We start from the raw sequence: 15,305 nt of genomic DNA, 5'->3' as shown, positions 1-15,305 counted from the left end.
GTGTGACCCAGAACCTGATCCTGGCCCTGCTCGGCGGGGCCGTGCTGCGGATCTCGGCGTTCTCCACGACCTATCTGAACTACGTGAAGCCCGGTTTCCGGCCGTTCCTGATCGGGGCCGGGGTGGTGCTGGTGCTCCTCGGCCTCGCCGGTCTGCTCCAGTCGCTGCGGCCGGAGAAGGAGGCCGCCGGCCGCGGCGGGGACGGTCACGCGGACGGGCACGACGGCGGGCACGGTCACGCAGGCGGGCACAGCGGCGGGCACGGTCACGCGCACGGCGCCGGGCCGCGGATCGCGTGGCTGATGTGCCTGCCGGTGTTCGCGATCTTCCTGATCGCGCCGCCCGCCCTGGGCTCGTTCGCCGCCGCCCGGGACGACACGCCCCCGCCCCGCTCGCAGGCGCTCAGCGCCTTCACCCCGCTGGCCGGCGACGGCCCGGTGGACATGAAGATCGGCGAGTTCATCGGCAGGGCCTGGGACGACGAGAAGAAGTCCCTCACCGGCCGCCCGGTGAGGCTGACCGGGTTCGTCGTGCCGTCGAAGAAGAAAGGCCAGTGGTACGTCACCCGCATGCAGCTGGCCTGCTGCGCCGCCGACGCGTTCCCCCTCAAGGTCGCGGTCAAGGGGGTCGCCGCGCCCCCGGCCGACACCTGGGTCGAGGTCACCGGCACCTGGATCCCCCGCACGCTCGACGAGCTGCCGGCCGGGGTCGTCCATCCCGAGCTCGCCGCCACGGACCTCGTGGAGATCGACGCTCCCGCGGAGCCGTACGAGGGCTGACGATCATGGTCAGCCCGGTGTCCCGGGCGTTACGATCACAGGCATCCGTTCCGACCGGCCCCGGAGACCGAACGTGGGCTACCCGCCGCAGCACGGCCCGCCGCCGAAGGGCGAGACGGGCCGAGGGCTGGCCGTGATCGCCCTCACCGCCGCCGGCCTGCTCATCGGGGCGGTCGTGATCGTCCTCACGGTGCTGAACCCGCCGCCCGCCGCACCGAACTCCCCGCCGGCCTCCTCCGCCTCGGGCGCGCCCCGGACGGAGGAGTCGGTACGGCAGGCCGCCCGGACGGCGTTCGACGCCTACGCGAGCGGGGCCTCCGGCGAGTTCTGGGACCTGTGGAGCCCGCAGTCCCAGACGCTGATCACGCGTGACGAGTACGTGCGCCTGTTCCAGCTCTGCCCGCCGCTCTTCCCCGGCGCGGCGTTCACCGTCACCGACGTCTCGATCACCGGAGAGACCGCCCTGGTCACGGCCACCCGTGCCGGCGACCCGGCCGCCTACGACTACGACTTCACCCGCGAGGGCGGTTCCTGGCGGTACGTCCTGCCCCCGCAGGAGGAGGCGGAGTACCGGTCCAAGGGCGTCGACGAGATCGTCCTGGCCCGCCGGGCCGCCGGCACCTGCGGCACGTCCACGGCGTCCCCGTCACCCGGCGCGGCACCCCCGCTGCCCGGCGCCACGCCCCCGACGCCCGGCGCCACGCCCCCGACGCCCGGGATGACGTCTCCGGCGCCGGCCCCGACGCCCGTCGCGACCCCGCCCGGCTGATCCGGCGGCACCGCGCCCCGCCTCCCCGCCGGGCCCGTCCCGGTCCCCGCCCGCGCGTGGGACGGGGGCGACGGTGATCGACGCCTGCCGTGGCCCCGGGCCGGGAAGCGTCAGAGGCGGCCGAGCACGCCGGATTCGAGCACGATGACGGCCCCGATCACGATGAAGACGACCGGCACGAGCCAGTGGCCGGACCGTTCGACGGCGGCGACGACCCTCCGGTGCGAGCCGAGCCACGATCCGGCCGCGCACCAGACGGCGACCAGGACCGCGAAGACGGCCACGGTGACCAGGCTCGCGGCGAGCCCGGTGGTGCGGAACACCGGGGTGTACACCGAGATGTTGTCCGCACCGTTGGCGACGGTGACGCCGGCCACCGTCAGGAGCCCGGTGGCGATCACGGGAGAACCGTCCCCGTCTCCGCCGCCCGGCCGTACGGCCCCGCGCAGGCCCCACAGGCCGAGACCGAGCGGGAGCAGGCCGAGCAGGCCGACCCACGCGTCGGGGACGACGGTGAGGCCGAGCGCCGCGACGGCCGAGATCGCGACCAGGACGGCGATCCCGGCGTACTGGCCGCCGACGATCTGCCAGGGCCGCGGCCTGCCACCGGCCCGCGAGGACAGGAACAGGACCGTCAGGACGATGAGGTCGTCGACGTTGGTCCCCGCGAAGACGGCGGCGGCCGTACCGATCGTCCCCGGCAGGTCGTCCATGGACGATCACCCTAGACGGTGCCCGGCGCCGCGGCGACCCGCGGCGGAGCGGCCCGTCCGGGCGGGTCAGGGGGCGTCGAACAGGGCGCTGACCGACTCGCCGTCGTGGATGCGGCGCATGGCCTCGGCGAGCGCGGGGGCGATCGACAGGACGCGGAGTTTGGAGCCGGGCTTGGCGTCGGGGACGGGCACGGTGTTGGTGCAGACGATCTCCTCGACGTCGGGCCGGTCGCCGAGCCGGTCGACGGCCCCGTCCGCGAAGAGGCCGTGGGTGCAGGCGACGCGCACCGATTTGACCCCCCGCTCGCGGAGGCGGTCGAGGAGCTCCATGACGGTCGTGCCCTTGGCGATCTCGTCGTCCAGGATGATGACGTCCTTGCCCTCGACGTCGCCGATCACCGAGCCGATGACGACGCGGTCGTCGCTGATGCGCTGCTTGGCGCCCATGGCGACCCCGGCCCCCAGGATGCGGGCGAAGGCCGCGGCCTCCTTGGCGTTGCCCAGGTCGGGGGAGACGACGACGGTGTTGGACAGGTCGTACCGCCGGAAGTGCTCGGCCAGCTCGCGCAGGGCGTGCAGGTGGTCGACCGGGACGCTGAAGAAGCCGTGCACCTGGGGCGAGTGCAGGGTCATGGTCAGCACCCGGCTCGCTCCGGCGGCCACCAGGAGGTCGGCCACCAGGCGGGCTCCGATGGAGATGCGCGGGGCGTCCTTCTTGTCGGAGCGGGCGTAGGAGTAGTGCGGCATCACCACGGTCGTCCTGGCGGCCGAGGCCCCCCTGGCGGCGTCCAGCATGAGGAGCAGCTCGACGAGGTTCTCCTGCACCGGGGCGACGAGCGGCTGGATGAGGAACACGTCGCGCTCCCGGCAGTTGGCCTGCAGCTGCACTTCCAGGCAGTCGTTGGCGAAGCGCTTGACCCGGACCGGGTGGAGCGGCGTTCCCAGGTGCGAGCAGATCTCGGCGGCCAGCTCGGGGTGGGCGCTGCCGCTGAACACGGTGATGTCTCGCACGAGGCGCTCCTTGCGTGGGGACCGGAGACGTGTGAGCCCTGCGGCCGGTGAGCCGGGCCGGGCCGGCCGAGCGGCATGCTACAGGCGGGCGCGCACCGGGCTCGCGGGTGGTACGGGTATCGGGGCGGGGACGCCGGAGGTGCGCCCCGCCGGCCGGAGGGAAACGGGGCCGGGAACCGGCGAGGGGGCCGGGCCGGTGGCGGACCCCCGGCCCGGCCGATGCTCCTGTCCTGCGTATCCCCGACACGGCGGGCGTAGTGTGGAGCGGCGGCCGTACGGCGGCCGCCGGAGCCGACCGGGGGCACCATGGACCGCGAGAAGATCACTCTCACCGGCGCCCGGGAGACCCTGCTCGCCACGCTGTACGGCAGGGCGCTGGACAGCCGCTCGCCCGACCCCGTCCTGGGCGACACCGAGGCCGAGCGGGCGGTGCGGCGCATCGACTACGACTTCCGCAGGACCGGGATCACGGCCACGACCGCGGCCGGCGTCGCGCTCCGCGCCAGGCAGCTCGATGATTGGACCGCCGAGTTCCTGGCCGCCCGCCCCGATGCCACCGTCCTGCACCTGGCCTGCGGCCTGGACACCCGGGTCCACCGGCTGGAGCGTCCGCCCTCGGTCCGCTGGTTCGACGTCGACTATCCGGAGGTCGTCGAGCTGCGCGAGCGGCTGCTCCCCGTCCCGGAGGGCGACTACCGGATGATCGGCTCCTCGGTGACCGGCGACGGCTGGCTCGCCGAGGTGCCCGGCGACCGCCCCGTCGTGGCCGTCTTCGAGGGCCTGACGATGTACCTGCGCAAGGAGGAGGGCAGGCGGCTCATCCAGCGGATCACCGGGCACTTCCCCGGCGGGCAGCTGCTCTTCGACTGCTACGGCACGATGGGCATCCGGATGCAGAAGCTGGTGCCCGCCGTGCGCAACGCCGGGGCGACCCTGCACTGGGGCGTCGACGACCCGTCCGAGATCGAGGGCTGGCACGAGGGGCTGGAGTGCCTCGACGCGCTGCGCAGCGTCGACATGCCCGGCTTGGACAGGCTGCCCGCCGCGGGCCGGGTGCAGATGTGGATCGTGGCCCGCATCCCGGGCCTGCGGGACATCGGCCGCATCCTGCGCTACCGCTTCTGAGGATCCTGCGCTACCGCTTCTGAGGCGCCGGGAACCCCGGCTTCAGGACGGTCCGTCCGAGGCCGTCACGCACCGCGCGGCCGTCCTGGCGCCGTCGGTGCGCACCTCGGCGGCGACGGCCCGCGCCCGGGCCGCCACGCCGGGCCGGAGGACCTGGCCGAGAGCCGCGGCCAGCGAGCCGGCGGTCGGTACGGCGGGCGGGTGCGCGGCTCCGATCCCGAGCCGGTGGACTCGTTGCGCCCAGTAGTGCTGGTCGTAGACCTGGGGGACGACGACCTGGGGCGTCCCGGCCCGCGCGGCCGCGGTCGTGGTGCCCGCCCCGCCGTGGTGGACCACGGCCGCGACCCGGGGGAAGAGCGCCTGCTGGTTGACCTCGCCGACGGACAGGCAGTCGGGCCCGCCGTCCGCCGGTGACAGGCCGGCCCATCCGCGGGACACGATCGCACGGCGCCCGAGCGCGCGGGCCGACGTGACCATCTCCTGGGCGAGGTCCTGCGGATCACTCATGAGGCTGCTGCCGAAACCGAAGTAGACGGGTGGTTCGCCCGCGTCGAGGAACGCCTCCAGTTCGGGAGGGAGCGGACGCTCATCCGGCAGGATCCAGGCGCCGGTCTGCATGACGCCGGGGTCCGCGGGCTCGGGCCAGGGCGCCAGCACCGGGTCGGCGGCCAGCCAGGGGCGGTCGGTGAAGATGTGGCCGCGTACGCCGGCGACCGGGGCCAGGCCGAGCGACGCCCGGTGGGAGTCGAGCGCGGCGCCGAACAGGTGGTCGAAGCGCTCCGCGTCCCGGGCCCAGAGCCCGCGGTGGTCAGCCGCCTCGGGTGCCTGCCCCGGCATCGGCGGCGGCGCGTGGTGCGGCGAGGGCAGGACCGCCGGGCAGTAGGCGGCGAAGACGTAGGGGATCCCCATCCCCTCCGCCACCGAGCGGGCGGCCAGTTGCAGGGCCGTGGCGGCCACGATGACGTCGCAGCCCCGGGCCGCCTCCGCGACCGTTTCGAACTGGGCGGCGACCGTGGCCTCCGCCAGCCGGCGCATGCGCTCGGGTGACGGCGGCGCCGACGCGGCCGGCGGGCCGGCGGCGGCCGTACGCAGCTCGGGACCGATGGGCACGACGGGGATTCCGAGGCCGTCGATCCAGTCCCGGAAGTCGGGCGGCACGCACATGCGGACCTCCTGCCCGAGACCCCTCAGCTCCGACGCCAGCGCCACCAGCGGCTGGACGTCGCCACGCGACCCGATGGTGGACAGCAGCACGCGCATCAGAACTCCCCTGTGACGGCTCCGGCCGCGACCGGCCGGCCGCGGCGTGAACGTGAGCCCCGCGCATCCACCCGGCGCCTCCCCGGGCCGGTCCGGCTCACGGCCACCGATTCTGCGCCCGCACCGGGGCCTTGCCGCAAGCCCCCGCCCCCGCTATACGTTGAAGTGGGAGGAGAACGCCTCGCCGCTGGACTCCGCTCCACCCCTCCGGTCGCGTCCGGCGAGGACGACGACGGCGGCAGAGCCGGAACGATCGGGATAGAACACACCTCCTGTGAGAGATATCGTCCGGTGCGTCCAGATATGGGTGAGGACCCGCCGGACGTCTCCCGAGACGACCGGCCGCCAGGCAACTTCGATCACACCCGCCGTCGGTGGGAGCGGATGAGGCGACAGCCCCGCAGCCGGAGCCATCTCCCTCGTCACGCCGGAGTCGGCCGTCGTGGTCTCCGGGTTCGACTGCCTGACGGTGGCCGTCGCTACTCCTCCCCGGCGGCCAACTGCTCGCGTAGGCCGTCCGCGGTGGGGGCGTGCAATGTGCGCCTGCACCCGCATCCGGACTGCGAGCAGGGGCCGGTGGCGTACCAGATGCCGGCGTTCCACCAGATCGTCCACGCGGGAAACGCGCGGGCGATGCGGTCGGCGAGCGCGGCCTGCCGCTCCTCAGCGAGCACGAGGGACCGCTGAGGGCATTCCCGGTCCATGGTCATCAGGGACATGGCACCTCCCCCGAGATGCCGGCCACGCTCGTCGTTCTCGCGCCCCGAGGACGGTGCGGGGCTGGACGGCCAGACGCTCCCCGAGCACCGGCAGCTCGTCGGCGCACCCGGCCCGCGCCCGTCGCAAGGCCGGTCCCGCCTGCTCCGGCTCGGCGTTGCGGCCCTCGTGCCGTCACCTGGGGGAGAGCTTCCGGGGAGGGCTCCTGTCTGCGGCGGGCCATGATGCGGGCCTGTCGGATGACGAGGGGTTCACGAGCGAGCGCAAGCCGTACGGCACGGGCCTCGGGCGGCTCCGCCGGGCGAGGCGCGGGCATCGGGTCTGAGAGAGCGACAGACCGGTGCCCGACCGGCTGGACAGGCAGGTGGTACGGCTCCGCGCCCTCGGCCGGACGGGGCTCGGGCACGAGCGGGAGCGCCTCGACGGGCTGCTGGTCGGCGGTCGCCGGAGCGGTGGTCTCGGTCCCGGCCACCGTGACGGGCGCCGGGGCACACTCGGTGGGCCGTACCCAGTTCCAGGCGGGCATCCTCAGCTCGCCCAGGCGGGCCGCGCGGATCAGATCCCAGCGGGCGGCCACCTGGACATCGGAGGGCGCCTGGTAGTCGTGCGCGTCGAGGTGCAGGCAACCGTGGTCGTACGGCGGATGCCTGCACACCGCGCAGCCCATCGGAAGCGGCGGCCGACCGGTGGAGAAGCACGGCTCACCGGCAGGCTCGTTCGCGGCGTTCGGGGGTCTAGTGTGTGTCACGGGTCAGGACCTCTATTCCTGATCAAGGGCCCGGTACGGCGTTGGAGCGCCTGCCGGGCCCGAGCTTTTCAGCCACCACGGCCTACTTGCATACCCAAGCTGGACTCTAGGTCAGCACACTTGGTCATGCAAGCGAACTGTCAGGTCCAGCTTGATTGAATGCCCGCATGGACAGAGCAGACGCGAGACAGCGGTTCGCCTCGGCGCGGGTCGCCAGACTGGGCACCGCAGATCGTGACGGCATCCCTCATCTGGTGCCCGTCACCTTCGCCGTCGATGCGGACGTCATCGTGTTCGCCATCGACCACAAACCCAAGAGCACCATGAACCTCCGCAGGCTACGCAACATCGTCGAAAACGATCAGGTTTGTCTTCTGACGGACCACTACGACGACGACTGGTCCCAGCTGTGGTGGGCACGTGCGGACGGTCGAGCAGCGATAACGAATGATCCGGATATCCGTGCCCGCGCACTCACACAGCTGAGCGCCCGGTACGGCCAGTACCGGGACCGGCCTCCCGAGGGCCCGGTCGTCTCCGTCACGGTCGAGTCGTGGAGCGGCTGGTCCTACAACCCGCAACACTGAGAGGAGGACGACACGGGAAGGACGCCCATGAGTACGGCGCTGTTCAGCCGTATCGCAAACGATCTACGAGACGACATCGTCACCGGCCGGTTCACGTCCGGGGAGCAGTTGCCGTCGGAGAACGAACTGACGACTCGGTACAACACCACACGGGCGACCGTGCGGAAGGCCCTGGCCGTCCTGCGCTCCGAAGGCCACATCGTCAGCTCGCAGGGCAGCGGCTCCTACGTCAGGCCGCGTTCGAAGATCCTCGTGCAGTCCACAGGAGCGGTCTGGCGCGACAGGCGCAGCACCGGGCTGTCCAACTTCAACGCGGAGATGACGGCCAACGGGCTGGACGTCGAGCAGCAACTGCTGGAGGTCACCACGCTCCCGGCGTCGGCCGAAGTAGCCGAACGCCTCCAGATCGCAGAGAACGAGCCCGTGATCCTCCGACGTCGGCTCTTCATGGTCGACGGCGAGCCCGTTCAACGAAGCGACGGCTACTACCCCGCCGTCATGTTCGCCTCCACGCCGATCGCCGAACATCACAGAATCCGGGGCGGTGTGGCGTCCTACATCGAGGACGTGATGGGCCGGCGAATCGCTCGGTTCATCGAACAGTTGGGCATCCGAATGCCGCTTCCCGACGAGAGCGCGACCCTGAAGATCGGCCCCGGTGTGCCGGTCGCCCGAGTTCGACGCCTCGCAGTCGACGTGACCGGCCTGCCGGTGGAACTGCTCGACTCGATCGCCGTCGGCGATCGCCATGTCTTCGAATACGTGATCGATGTCATGCCACCCGACGACTGACGGCCTCTTGTAGTCGGCGAACTGCCACCGGTACCGCCGATGAGACGGAAGGCGCGATAAGCCGCGCAACGGATCATGAGGCGCTGAACCCAGAGATACCCTCCCGAGCATCCACCGACCGGGATTTCCCGGCGGCCGCGTGCAGAATCGCCTCATGCAAGTCGATCAGTATGTCTATTTCGCGCTCAAGAGCGAGCGCATGTCTGCGGCGGAGATGACGGTACGGCTCGGCCTCGAACCCGACGAGATCACGATTCGAGGCAGCAGGCGGCTGGAACCGCCGCGTCCGGGCGTTCACATCTGGCAGGTCAACGGCCCCAGGTCATCGGCGATGCCGGTGGACGACATGATCCTGCTCCTGCTCGACCGGCTGGAGCCGTACGCCGAGGTGATCGGCGGGCTGGCCGGAGACCTGGACCGGCACGAACCCGGGCACACCGCCGTCCTGCAGGTCGTCCGCCACTTCGGCGACGAGGACACGGAAACCGCGTCAGGTCATCGGGAACCTTCCGGCGCCCCCGTCCGGCATCGGCCGCTGGGCTGGCGTATCGATCGGCGCATTCTCGACTTTCTGCAGGTCACGCGGGCTGAACTCGATGTCGACGAGTACGGGGACACCCTTTAGCCGGTCCGGTCCGGGCACGCGCCCGCATCCGTCCCGAACGATCTCCAGGGTGACATCACCGTCCCCGCAGTGGGCGGGGGTCTTCCAATAGTGTGTGGCACACAGTATTGTGTCAGTCATGCTGGACGATGAGCTGCTCTCGACGCACCTGCAGGAACTGCGGCGAGGGACCGTCGTCCTCGCCTGCCTGCTCGTCCTGAAGCAGCCGAACTACGGATACGCCCTGCTCGACCTGCTCGACAGGTCGGGCTTCGCCGTCGACGCCAACACCCTCTACCCGCTCCTGCGCCGCCTCGAGAAGCAGAGGCTGCTGACCAGCGACTGGAACACCGAGGAGTCCAGGCCGCGCAAGTTCTACCGCACCAGCGACCTGGGCGCCGCGCTCGCCGACGCCCTGAGCCGCGACTGGGACGAGCTCGACACCGCACTGCGCACCCTGAAAGGGGGGTCATGACCACCACGCGCACCCTCACCGACCGCTACGTCGAGGCGGCCCTGAGCCGCCTGCCCGGCAGGCAGCGCCCCGACATCGAGAAGGAACTACGCGCTTCGATCGCGGACGCCGTCGACGACCGCATCGACGCCGGGGACGATCCCGCCGCAGCGGAGCTCGCGGTCCTCACCGAGCTCGGCGACCCGGTACGGCTCGCCGCCGGCTACGCGGACCGCCCGATCCAGCTCATCGGCCCCGCCCTCTACCTCGACTACACGCGGCTGCTGACGGCCCTGCTCACGACGGTCGTGCCCGCCGTCGCCGCGGCCGTCGGGCTCGTGGGCGCCCTCCAGGGCGCCCCCGCCCTCCGCGTGGCCGGTGACACGCTCAGTGCGGCGCTCACGACCGGCGTGCACATCGCCGTCTGGACCACCCTGCTCTTCGCGATCATCGAACGCGCCGCCGCCCCGCACCGGACACCGCCCCGGCCGTGGACTCCCTCCGCCCTCCCGGAGCCGCCCAGCCGCCGCCTGCGGTACGCCGAGCTGATCACGGAGTCCGTCGCGCTGGTCCTGGGCACCGCGTTCGTGCTGCTCTCACCGCTGGTGAGCACCCGGACCGATGCGGACGGCGCACCCATCGGCGTGTTCTCGCCCTGGCTGTGGGAGACCGGCGTCGTGTACGCGTTCATCGTCCTGCTGGTCGCGAGCCTCGGCTTCTCCTACGCCAAGTACTACCTGCGCTGGAGCGTCCCCCTCGCCGTCACCGGGTCGCTCGTCGACATCGCCTGCCCGGTCACGTCGATCTGGCTCGCCGCCAACGGAAAGGTGCTCAACCCGGCCTTCGTCCAGGCGGCCGGCTGGCCGGCGAGCGTCCCCCGGTGGATCACCATCGGGATCATCGCGGTCTCCGCCCTCACGATCGTCCACACCGTCGCCGAAGGGATCCGCCGGGCGCGTCACCGCTGAGCAGCCCCCGGTCCCCGTCCCCGACCCGACCCCCACGCCGGACGAACCCCCCGGCGCGATGCCCCCTGCCCGGAAACCCCTCCCACCCGCCACCGGAACGAGGAACCCCCATGAAAGCGATCATCCACAACGCGTACGGCTCGGCCGAGGTCCTGCACCACGCCGACGTCGACAAGCCCGTCCCCGGCGACGACCAGGTGCTCGTAAGGGTCCGCGCCGCCTCCGTCAACTACGGCGACCGGGTCGACATGCACGGTTCCCCCGCCATCGCCCGCCTGGCGCTCGGGCTCCGGCGCCCCAGGCAGCCCGTCCTCGGCCGCGCCGTCGCCGGGACGGTGGAGGCGGTCGGAGCGAAGGTGACAGGCCTGCGGGTCGGCGACGAGGTGCTCGGCCAGACGAACAAACAGGGTTTCGCCGAGTACGTGGCGGTGGCGGAAACGCGCCTGGCCGTCAAGCCCCCGGAGGTGACCTTCGCCCAGGCCGCCACCCTGCCGATCGCGGCGACGACCGCGCTGCAGGGGATGCGCCTCGCCGAGGCCGGCCCCGGCCGGACGGTGCTCGTCAACGGGGCCTCCGGAGCGCTCGGCACCTTCGCCGTGCAGCTCGCCGGACTGCTCGGCGCGGAGGTGACCGGCGTCTGCAGCACCCGCAACGCGGAACTGGTGCGCTCCATCGGCGCCCACCACGTGATCGACTACACCCGCGAGGACCTCACCCGCGGCGCGCGGCGATTCGACGCCGTCTTCGACCTCCTGGGCAACCACCCGCTCTCCGGGTTCCGCCGGGTGCTCAACCCCAAGGGCGTCTACATCGCCTCCCACGGCAACATGGGCACCCTGCTCGGGCCCCTGCCGCGGCTGGTCGCCACCGTCGCGACCTCGCCGTTCGTGAGCCAGCGGCTCCGCGTCCTGATCGAGAAACCCGACGTCGAGGGTCTCGCCTTCCTCGCCGGGCTCGTGGCGGCGGGGAAGCTCGCCCCGGTCATCCAGCGGACCTATCCCCTGAGCGAGACCGCCGACGCCATCCACCACCTCGAGACGGAGCACGCCCGCGGCAAGATCGTCCTCACGGTGTGAGCACGGGCCTCCCCCGATCCGCGGCAGGGCCGGGCGGACCGCGGGTTCCGCGGGCCGCCCGGGGTCGCCGCGCGGAGACCGCCGGACGGTCAGGCGACCACCGCGGCGCGGGTCACGTCGTAAGGGTCCCAGTCGAGGTTCCAGAAGGCCTCGACGCCGTTGTCCTGGATGAAGCGGCGTTCGCTGGAGTGGATGGGGTAGCAGCCGGTGATGTCGACGGGAAGGCCGTCGCCGACGTCGATGCCCGCGAAGTCCTCCCGGGCGAGTCCGAGGGGGGCGGAGAGCACGAAGGCGTCCATGTCGCTCTCCTTGGAGACGCGTTCCCCGAATCCGATGGTGTCCCCGTACGCGAAGTGGCAGTCCCCGCCGCGGAGCCGCTCGGCGAGGTAGGCGATCGCCCAGCCCCAGGCATCGTCGGTGGAGTGCACGCTGATGCACAGCTCCGGGGTGCTGCGGGTCCAGGAGGGGTCGCCGGACAGCGACAGCCCGTAGGTCAGACCGGTGGTGATCCCCGGTTCCGGGAGATCGCGGTAGACGATCGCGGTGACGCCGCGCATCCCCGGCCTGGTCGAACGGAAAGGGGTGAACTTCGGCTCCCGCCCGCCGGAGAGGCGGTCGAGGTGCGCCAGGTAGCGCTCAACACGGGTCTGCATGTGCCGATTCTGCCGTGAGATCACCGTTTCGGATGATCGCTCATGCCCGTCCGGGGCAGGCCCGGAGGAACATGGCTCCGGAGGGCTCCGTACCTGACGAAAGTCAGGGGGAGGTCCGTCCGATCGTCCGCTGTGCGCCCCTCCCGCCCGCTTCTAGCGTTCGTTCCACGTGAACGGACACCTCGGAGGGGCACTCGATGAGAGTACGGAAGGTCGCAGCGATCGCCGGGCTGACCGCCATGCTGCTCGGGACGGGAGCGGCGGGAGCGGGCGCCTCGGTGGAAGCGCCCGAGGCCGGCGCGCTGGCGGCCTCGGTCGACCGCCACGTGCGCGACTACATCGAGCGGACCCGGCTGCCGGGCGCCGTGGTCACCGTCACCAGGAACGACCAGGTCGTGCACACCGCAGGATACGGCCGCACGGCCGGCGGCGAGGCGATCACCGAAGACACTCCGATGCCGCTCGCCTCGCTGTCGAAGTCGTTCACGGCACTGGCGGTGCTGCGCCTCGCCGACCAGGGCAGGATCCACCTGGACGACCCCGTCCGGAAACACCTGCCCGAGTTCGCCATGGCCGACCCCCGCGCCGAGAGGATCACGGTGCGGCAGCTGCTCCAGCAGACCTCCGGGATGAGCGACCGGACCTTCCCGGAGCTGACGCTCCCCGCGCCGGACACCCTCGAGGACGCCGTCGCGATGCTGCGGACCGCCCCGCTGGCCGCCGACCCGGGCACCAGGATGGCCTACCACAACCCCAACTACGCCGTCGCGGCACGGCTGGCCGAGGCGGTGGCCGGGATGCCGTTCGCCGACCACATGGCCGCCGCCGTGTTCCGCCCGCTCGGCATGGCGTCCACCATGACGGTGGACACCACCGCGGACCTCCCCCACGCCGGCGAGGGCCACGTCCGCATCCACGACCGAATCATCAGGCGCTCCCACCCGAAGTGGTTCGTCAACGGCTCCTACGGCGTCGTCAGCACCGCCGATGACCTGGCCAGGTGGCTGATCGCGCAGAGCGGCGCCGGCGGCGTCCTCCCCGAGGAGACCGTCAGGACCGCCCAGACCGCGTCCGGCACGGGCGGCAGCGACTACGGCATGGGATGGGTGACGGGAAGGACCGCCGGAGGAGCGCCCAGGCTCCGGCACACCGGCTGGCTGCTCACCCACAACTCCGCGCAGACGCTCCTGCCCGCGAGCGGGTACGGCATCGCCGTCGTCACCAACACCGGGATGGTCTCCGGTGACGACGCGCTCATCATCACCGACGGCCTGATCGACCTCCTCGAAGGGCGGCCCGACGCGGGCGCCGTCCCCCTCGCCATGACCGCGGACCTCTGGCTGGGCGGCCTGGCGCTGCTCAACCTCGTGCTCGGCTCCATCGGGGTCCGCCGTGCCCGCGCCTGGGCCCGCCGCCGCGCAGGCCGCGCCGTGTGGCGCCCGGCCGTACGGCTGATCCCCCACGCGCTGCCGGTCGTTCTCTTCCTCGGCCTCGCCGATGCGATCGGCTTCCTGATGCGCCGCGAGGGCACGCTGGACCAGGTCTCCTACATCTGGCCCGCGCTGTACATCTGGGCGGGCACCGGGGCACTGGCCGCCACCGCCGTCATCGTCTCCCGCCTCGTCCACACCGCCCTCGCCCGCCGCTCAACCGCTCCCGCCGTCGCGGACGGACCGGCTGCGGCGCAGGCCGTACCCTCTCCCGCGGGCTAGCGCGCCCGCCCGTCGACGGCAGGCGGGGCGGCCAGGCTCTACCTCCTGGGCCGGAGGTCCGCCTGCTCCCGGCGGAGCGCATCGCGTTCGGTGATCAGCAGTCACAGGTCGGGGTCCAGCTCCTGGCGGCGGCTCCGCAGGAAGGCGCGCTCGGCCGCGTTCTGCGTGCGGGCCATCGCCGCCTCGTAGGCCCGCGCGGCCTCGGCTCCGCGGCCCAGGCGGCGCAGCAGGTCGGCGCGGACGGCGTGGTACAGGTGGTAGCGGTTCAGCGACCGGTTCCGTGCCAGGGCGTCGACCAGGGGAAGCGCCGCCTGCGGCCCGTCGACCTCGGCGACGGCGACGGCGCGGTTGAGCGCCACGACCGGACTCGGGTCCAGGGTCAGGAGCAGGTCGTACAGCCGCAGGATCTGCCGCCAGTCGGTGCCGGCGGCGTCCGGCGCGTCGCTGTGCACGGCGTTGATCGCCGCCTGGACCTGGTACGGGCCGGGGCGGCCGCGCCGCAGGCACGCCCGCACCAGCTCCTGGCCCTCGGCGATCAGGTCGTGGTCCCAGCGGGTGCGGTCCTGGTCGGCCAGGAGGACCAGCCCGCCGTCCGGGCCGGTACGGGCGACCCGCCGGGACTCGGTGAGCAGCAGGAGCGCCAGCAACCCCAGGACCTCCGGCTCGTCGGGCATGAGCTCGGCCAGCAGACGTGCCAGGCGGATCGCCTCGGCGCACAGGTCGTCGCGGCCCAGCCGCTCGCCCGAGCCGGCCGTATGGCCCTCTGTGAAGATCAGGTAGACCACGGCCAGCACCGCGCGCAGGCGGTCCGGCAGATCGGCCTCGCGCGGGACCCGGTAGGGGATCCGGGCGTCGCGGATCTTGTTCTTGGTCCGGACCAGCCGCTGGGCCATCGTCGGCTCGGGCACCAGGAACGCACGCGCTATCTGCGCCGTGGTGAGCCCGCCCAGCAACCGCAGCGTCAGCGCGACCTGGGCGGCGGGAGCCAGCGCCGGATGGCAGCAGGTGAACAGCAGGCGTAACCGGTCGTCGCGCACGGGCCCCTCCTCGGCCGGTTCGTCGCGGGTGTTCAGCAGGACGGCCTGCGCGTATCGGTGCTCCCGCGAGGACTCCCGCCGATGGCGGTCTACGGCCCGGTTGACGGCCGCGGTGATGATCCAGCCCGCCGGGCTGGGCGGCAGGCCTTCGGACGGCCAGCGCCGCAGCGCCGCGGCGAACGCCTCCTGGACCGCCTCCTCGGCGGCGTCGATGTCACCGAAGCGGCGGACCAGGACGGCGACGGCTCGGCCGTACTCCTCGCGGAAGACCCGCTCGATCTCCGCGGTGGACAGGTACAT

16 protein-coding genes are annotated in these 15,305 nt (G+C 72.5%); 10 read left to right on the top strand and 6 right to left on the bottom strand.

Annotation, left to right across the window (positions count from 1 at the left end):
* Positions 1-2: 2 nt before the first annotated feature.
* A complete protein-coding gene (locus tag FHS22_RS00685) occupies positions 3-779 on the top strand; it encodes a TIGR03943 family putative permease subunit (RefSeq protein ID WP_338047540.1) in 777 nt (258 codons plus the stop codon).
* A 73-nt stretch (positions 780-852) separates the two neighbouring features.
* Positions 853-1,548 carry a nuclear transport factor 2-like protein gene (locus FHS22_RS00680; RefSeq protein ID WP_184937353.1) on the top strand — a complete coding sequence of 232 codons (696 nt, stop codon included), beginning with the start codon at positions 853-855 and terminating at the stop codon, positions 1,546-1,548.
* A 110-nt stretch (positions 1,549-1,658) separates the two neighbouring features.
* Here the strand turns inward: FHS22_RS00680 and FHS22_RS00675 are convergent, their stop codons facing one another.
* Positions 1,659-2,261 carry a cadmium resistance transporter gene (locus FHS22_RS00675; protein ID WP_184937351.1) on the bottom strand — a complete coding sequence of 201 codons (603 nt, stop codon included), beginning with the start codon at positions 2,259-2,261 and terminating at the stop codon, positions 1,659-1,661.
* A gap of 66 nt (positions 2,262-2,327) precedes the next feature.
* Positions 2,328-3,272: a ribose-phosphate diphosphokinase gene (locus FHS22_RS00670; protein WP_184937349.1), complete on the bottom strand. Its 945-nt coding sequence runs from the start codon at positions 3,270-3,272 to the stop codon at positions 2,328-2,330.
* Between the two features lie 306 nt (positions 3,273-3,578).
* Between FHS22_RS00670 and FHS22_RS00665 the strand changes: the two genes are divergently transcribed.
* Positions 3,579-4,397: a class I SAM-dependent methyltransferase gene (locus FHS22_RS00665; protein WP_184937347.1), complete on the top strand. Its 819-nt coding sequence runs from the start codon at positions 3,579-3,581 to the stop codon at positions 4,395-4,397.
* A 42-nt stretch (positions 4,398-4,439) separates the two neighbouring features.
* Here the strand turns inward: FHS22_RS00665 and FHS22_RS00660 are convergent, their stop codons facing one another.
* On the bottom strand, positions 4,440-5,657 hold the full coding sequence (locus tag FHS22_RS00660; RefSeq protein ID WP_184937345.1) for a glycosyltransferase: 1,218 nt from the start codon (positions 5,655-5,657) through the stop codon (positions 4,440-4,442).
* Positions 5,658-6,136: 479 nt separating this feature from the next.
* Complete coding sequence (locus FHS22_RS00655) at positions 6,137-6,376, bottom strand: hypothetical protein (protein WP_184937343.1); 240 nt, start codon at positions 6,374-6,376, stop codon at positions 6,137-6,139.
* Between the two features lie 913 nt (positions 6,377-7,289).
* Between FHS22_RS00655 and FHS22_RS00650 the strand changes: the two genes are divergently transcribed.
* The 6 genes from FHS22_RS00650 (at position 7,290) to FHS22_RS00625 (ending at position 11,603) form a co-directional block, all read left to right on the top strand.
* A complete protein-coding gene (locus FHS22_RS00650) occupies positions 7,290-7,709 on the top strand; it encodes a TIGR03668 family PPOX class F420-dependent oxidoreductase (protein ID WP_184937341.1) in 420 nt (139 codons plus the stop codon).
* A 27-nt stretch (positions 7,710-7,736) separates the two neighbouring features.
* Positions 7,737-8,501: a GntR family transcriptional regulator gene (locus tag FHS22_RS00645; protein ID WP_184937339.1), complete on the top strand. Its 765-nt coding sequence runs from the start codon at positions 7,737-7,739 to the stop codon at positions 8,499-8,501.
* A gap of 139 nt (positions 8,502-8,640) precedes the next feature.
* A complete protein-coding gene (locus FHS22_RS00640) occupies positions 8,641-9,126 on the top strand; it encodes a DUF4279 domain-containing protein (RefSeq protein ID WP_338047539.1) in 486 nt (161 codons plus the stop codon).
* 118 nt (positions 9,127-9,244) lie between these two features.
* Entirely contained in the window at positions 9,245-9,580 is a 336-nt protein-coding gene (locus tag FHS22_RS00635; protein WP_184937337.1) for a PadR family transcriptional regulator, read from the top strand.
* Positions 9,577-10,527 (top strand): permease prefix domain 1-containing protein, encoded by a 951-nt coding sequence (locus FHS22_RS00630; protein ID WP_184937336.1) that lies wholly within the window; start codon positions 9,577-9,579, stop codon positions 10,525-10,527. The genes FHS22_RS00635 and FHS22_RS00630 overlap by 4 nt, the downstream gene beginning before the upstream one ends.
* Before the next feature lie 110 nt (positions 10,528-10,637).
* Positions 10,638-11,603 (top strand): NAD(P)-dependent alcohol dehydrogenase, encoded by a 966-nt coding sequence (locus FHS22_RS00625; protein ID WP_184937335.1) that lies wholly within the window; start codon positions 10,638-10,640, stop codon positions 11,601-11,603.
* Positions 11,604-11,692: 89 nt separating this feature from the next.
* Here FHS22_RS00625 and FHS22_RS00620 read toward each other — a convergent pair whose 3' ends face one another.
* Positions 11,693-12,256: a suppressor of fused domain protein gene (locus tag FHS22_RS00620; RefSeq protein WP_184937334.1), complete on the bottom strand. Its 564-nt coding sequence runs from the start codon at positions 12,254-12,256 to the stop codon at positions 11,693-11,695.
* 197 nt (positions 12,257-12,453) lie between these two features.
* Here FHS22_RS00620 and FHS22_RS00615 point away from each other — a divergent pair, with 197 nt between their 5' ends.
* Complete coding sequence (locus FHS22_RS00615) at positions 12,454-13,968, top strand: serine hydrolase domain-containing protein (RefSeq protein ID WP_184937333.1); 1,515 nt, start codon at positions 12,454-12,456, stop codon at positions 13,966-13,968.
* Positions 13,969-14,069: 101 nt separating this feature from the next.
* Here FHS22_RS00615 and FHS22_RS00610 read toward each other — a convergent pair whose 3' ends face one another.
* On the bottom strand, positions 14,070-15,305 hold the full coding sequence (locus FHS22_RS00610) for an RNA polymerase sigma factor (RefSeq protein ID WP_184937332.1): 1,236 nt from the start codon (positions 15,303-15,305) through the stop codon (positions 14,070-14,072).

The organism is Thiemannella venezuelensis, assembly GCF_014203605.1.
Taxonomy (GTDB): Bacteria; Actinomycetota; Actinomycetes; order Streptosporangiales; family Streptosporangiaceae; genus Planomonospora_A; species Planomonospora_A venezuelensis.
Note: the sequence above shows the minus strand (reverse complement) of the source record. Positions and strands in the feature narration are given on the sequence as shown.

Excerpts from the sequence above, each read along its gene's own strand:
- FHS22_RS00675 (WP_184937351.1), bottom strand. The coding sequence starts at position 2,261 with ATGGACGACCTGCCGGGGACGATCGGTACGGCCGCCGCCGTCTTCGCG.
- FHS22_RS00665 (WP_184937347.1), top strand. The coding sequence starts at position 3,579 with ATGGACCGCGAGAAGATCACTCTCACCGGCGCCCGGGAGACCCTGCTC.
- FHS22_RS00660 (WP_184937345.1), bottom strand. The coding sequence starts at position 5,657 with ATGCGCGTGCTGCTGTCCACCATCGGGTCGCGTGGCGACGTCCAGCCG.
- FHS22_RS00655 (WP_184937343.1), bottom strand. The coding sequence starts at position 6,376 with ATGTCCCTGATGACCATGGACCGGGAATGCCCTCAGCGGTCCCTCGTG.
- FHS22_RS00650 (WP_184937341.1), top strand. The coding sequence starts at position 7,290 with ATGGACAGAGCAGACGCGAGACAGCGGTTCGCCTCGGCGCGGGTCGCC.
- FHS22_RS00645 (WP_184937339.1), top strand. The coding sequence starts at position 7,737 with ATGAGTACGGCGCTGTTCAGCCGTATCGCAAACGATCTACGAGACGAC.
- FHS22_RS00635 (WP_184937337.1), top strand. The coding sequence starts at position 9,245 with ATGCTGGACGATGAGCTGCTCTCGACGCACCTGCAGGAACTGCGGCGA.
- FHS22_RS00630 (WP_184937336.1), top strand. The coding sequence starts at position 9,577 with ATGACCACCACGCGCACCCTCACCGACCGCTACGTCGAGGCGGCCCTG.
- FHS22_RS00625 (WP_184937335.1), top strand. The coding sequence starts at position 10,638 with ATGAAAGCGATCATCCACAACGCGTACGGCTCGGCCGAGGTCCTGCAC.
- FHS22_RS00620 (WP_184937334.1), bottom strand. The coding sequence starts at position 12,256 with ATGCAGACCCGTGTTGAGCGCTACCTGGCGCACCTCGACCGCCTCTCC.
- FHS22_RS00615 (WP_184937333.1), top strand. The coding sequence starts at position 12,454 with ATGAGAGTACGGAAGGTCGCAGCGATCGCCGGGCTGACCGCCATGCTG.
- FHS22_RS00610 (WP_184937332.1), bottom strand. The coding sequence starts at position 15,305 with ATGTACCTGTCCACCGCGGAGATCGAGCGGGTCTTCCGCGAGGAGTAC.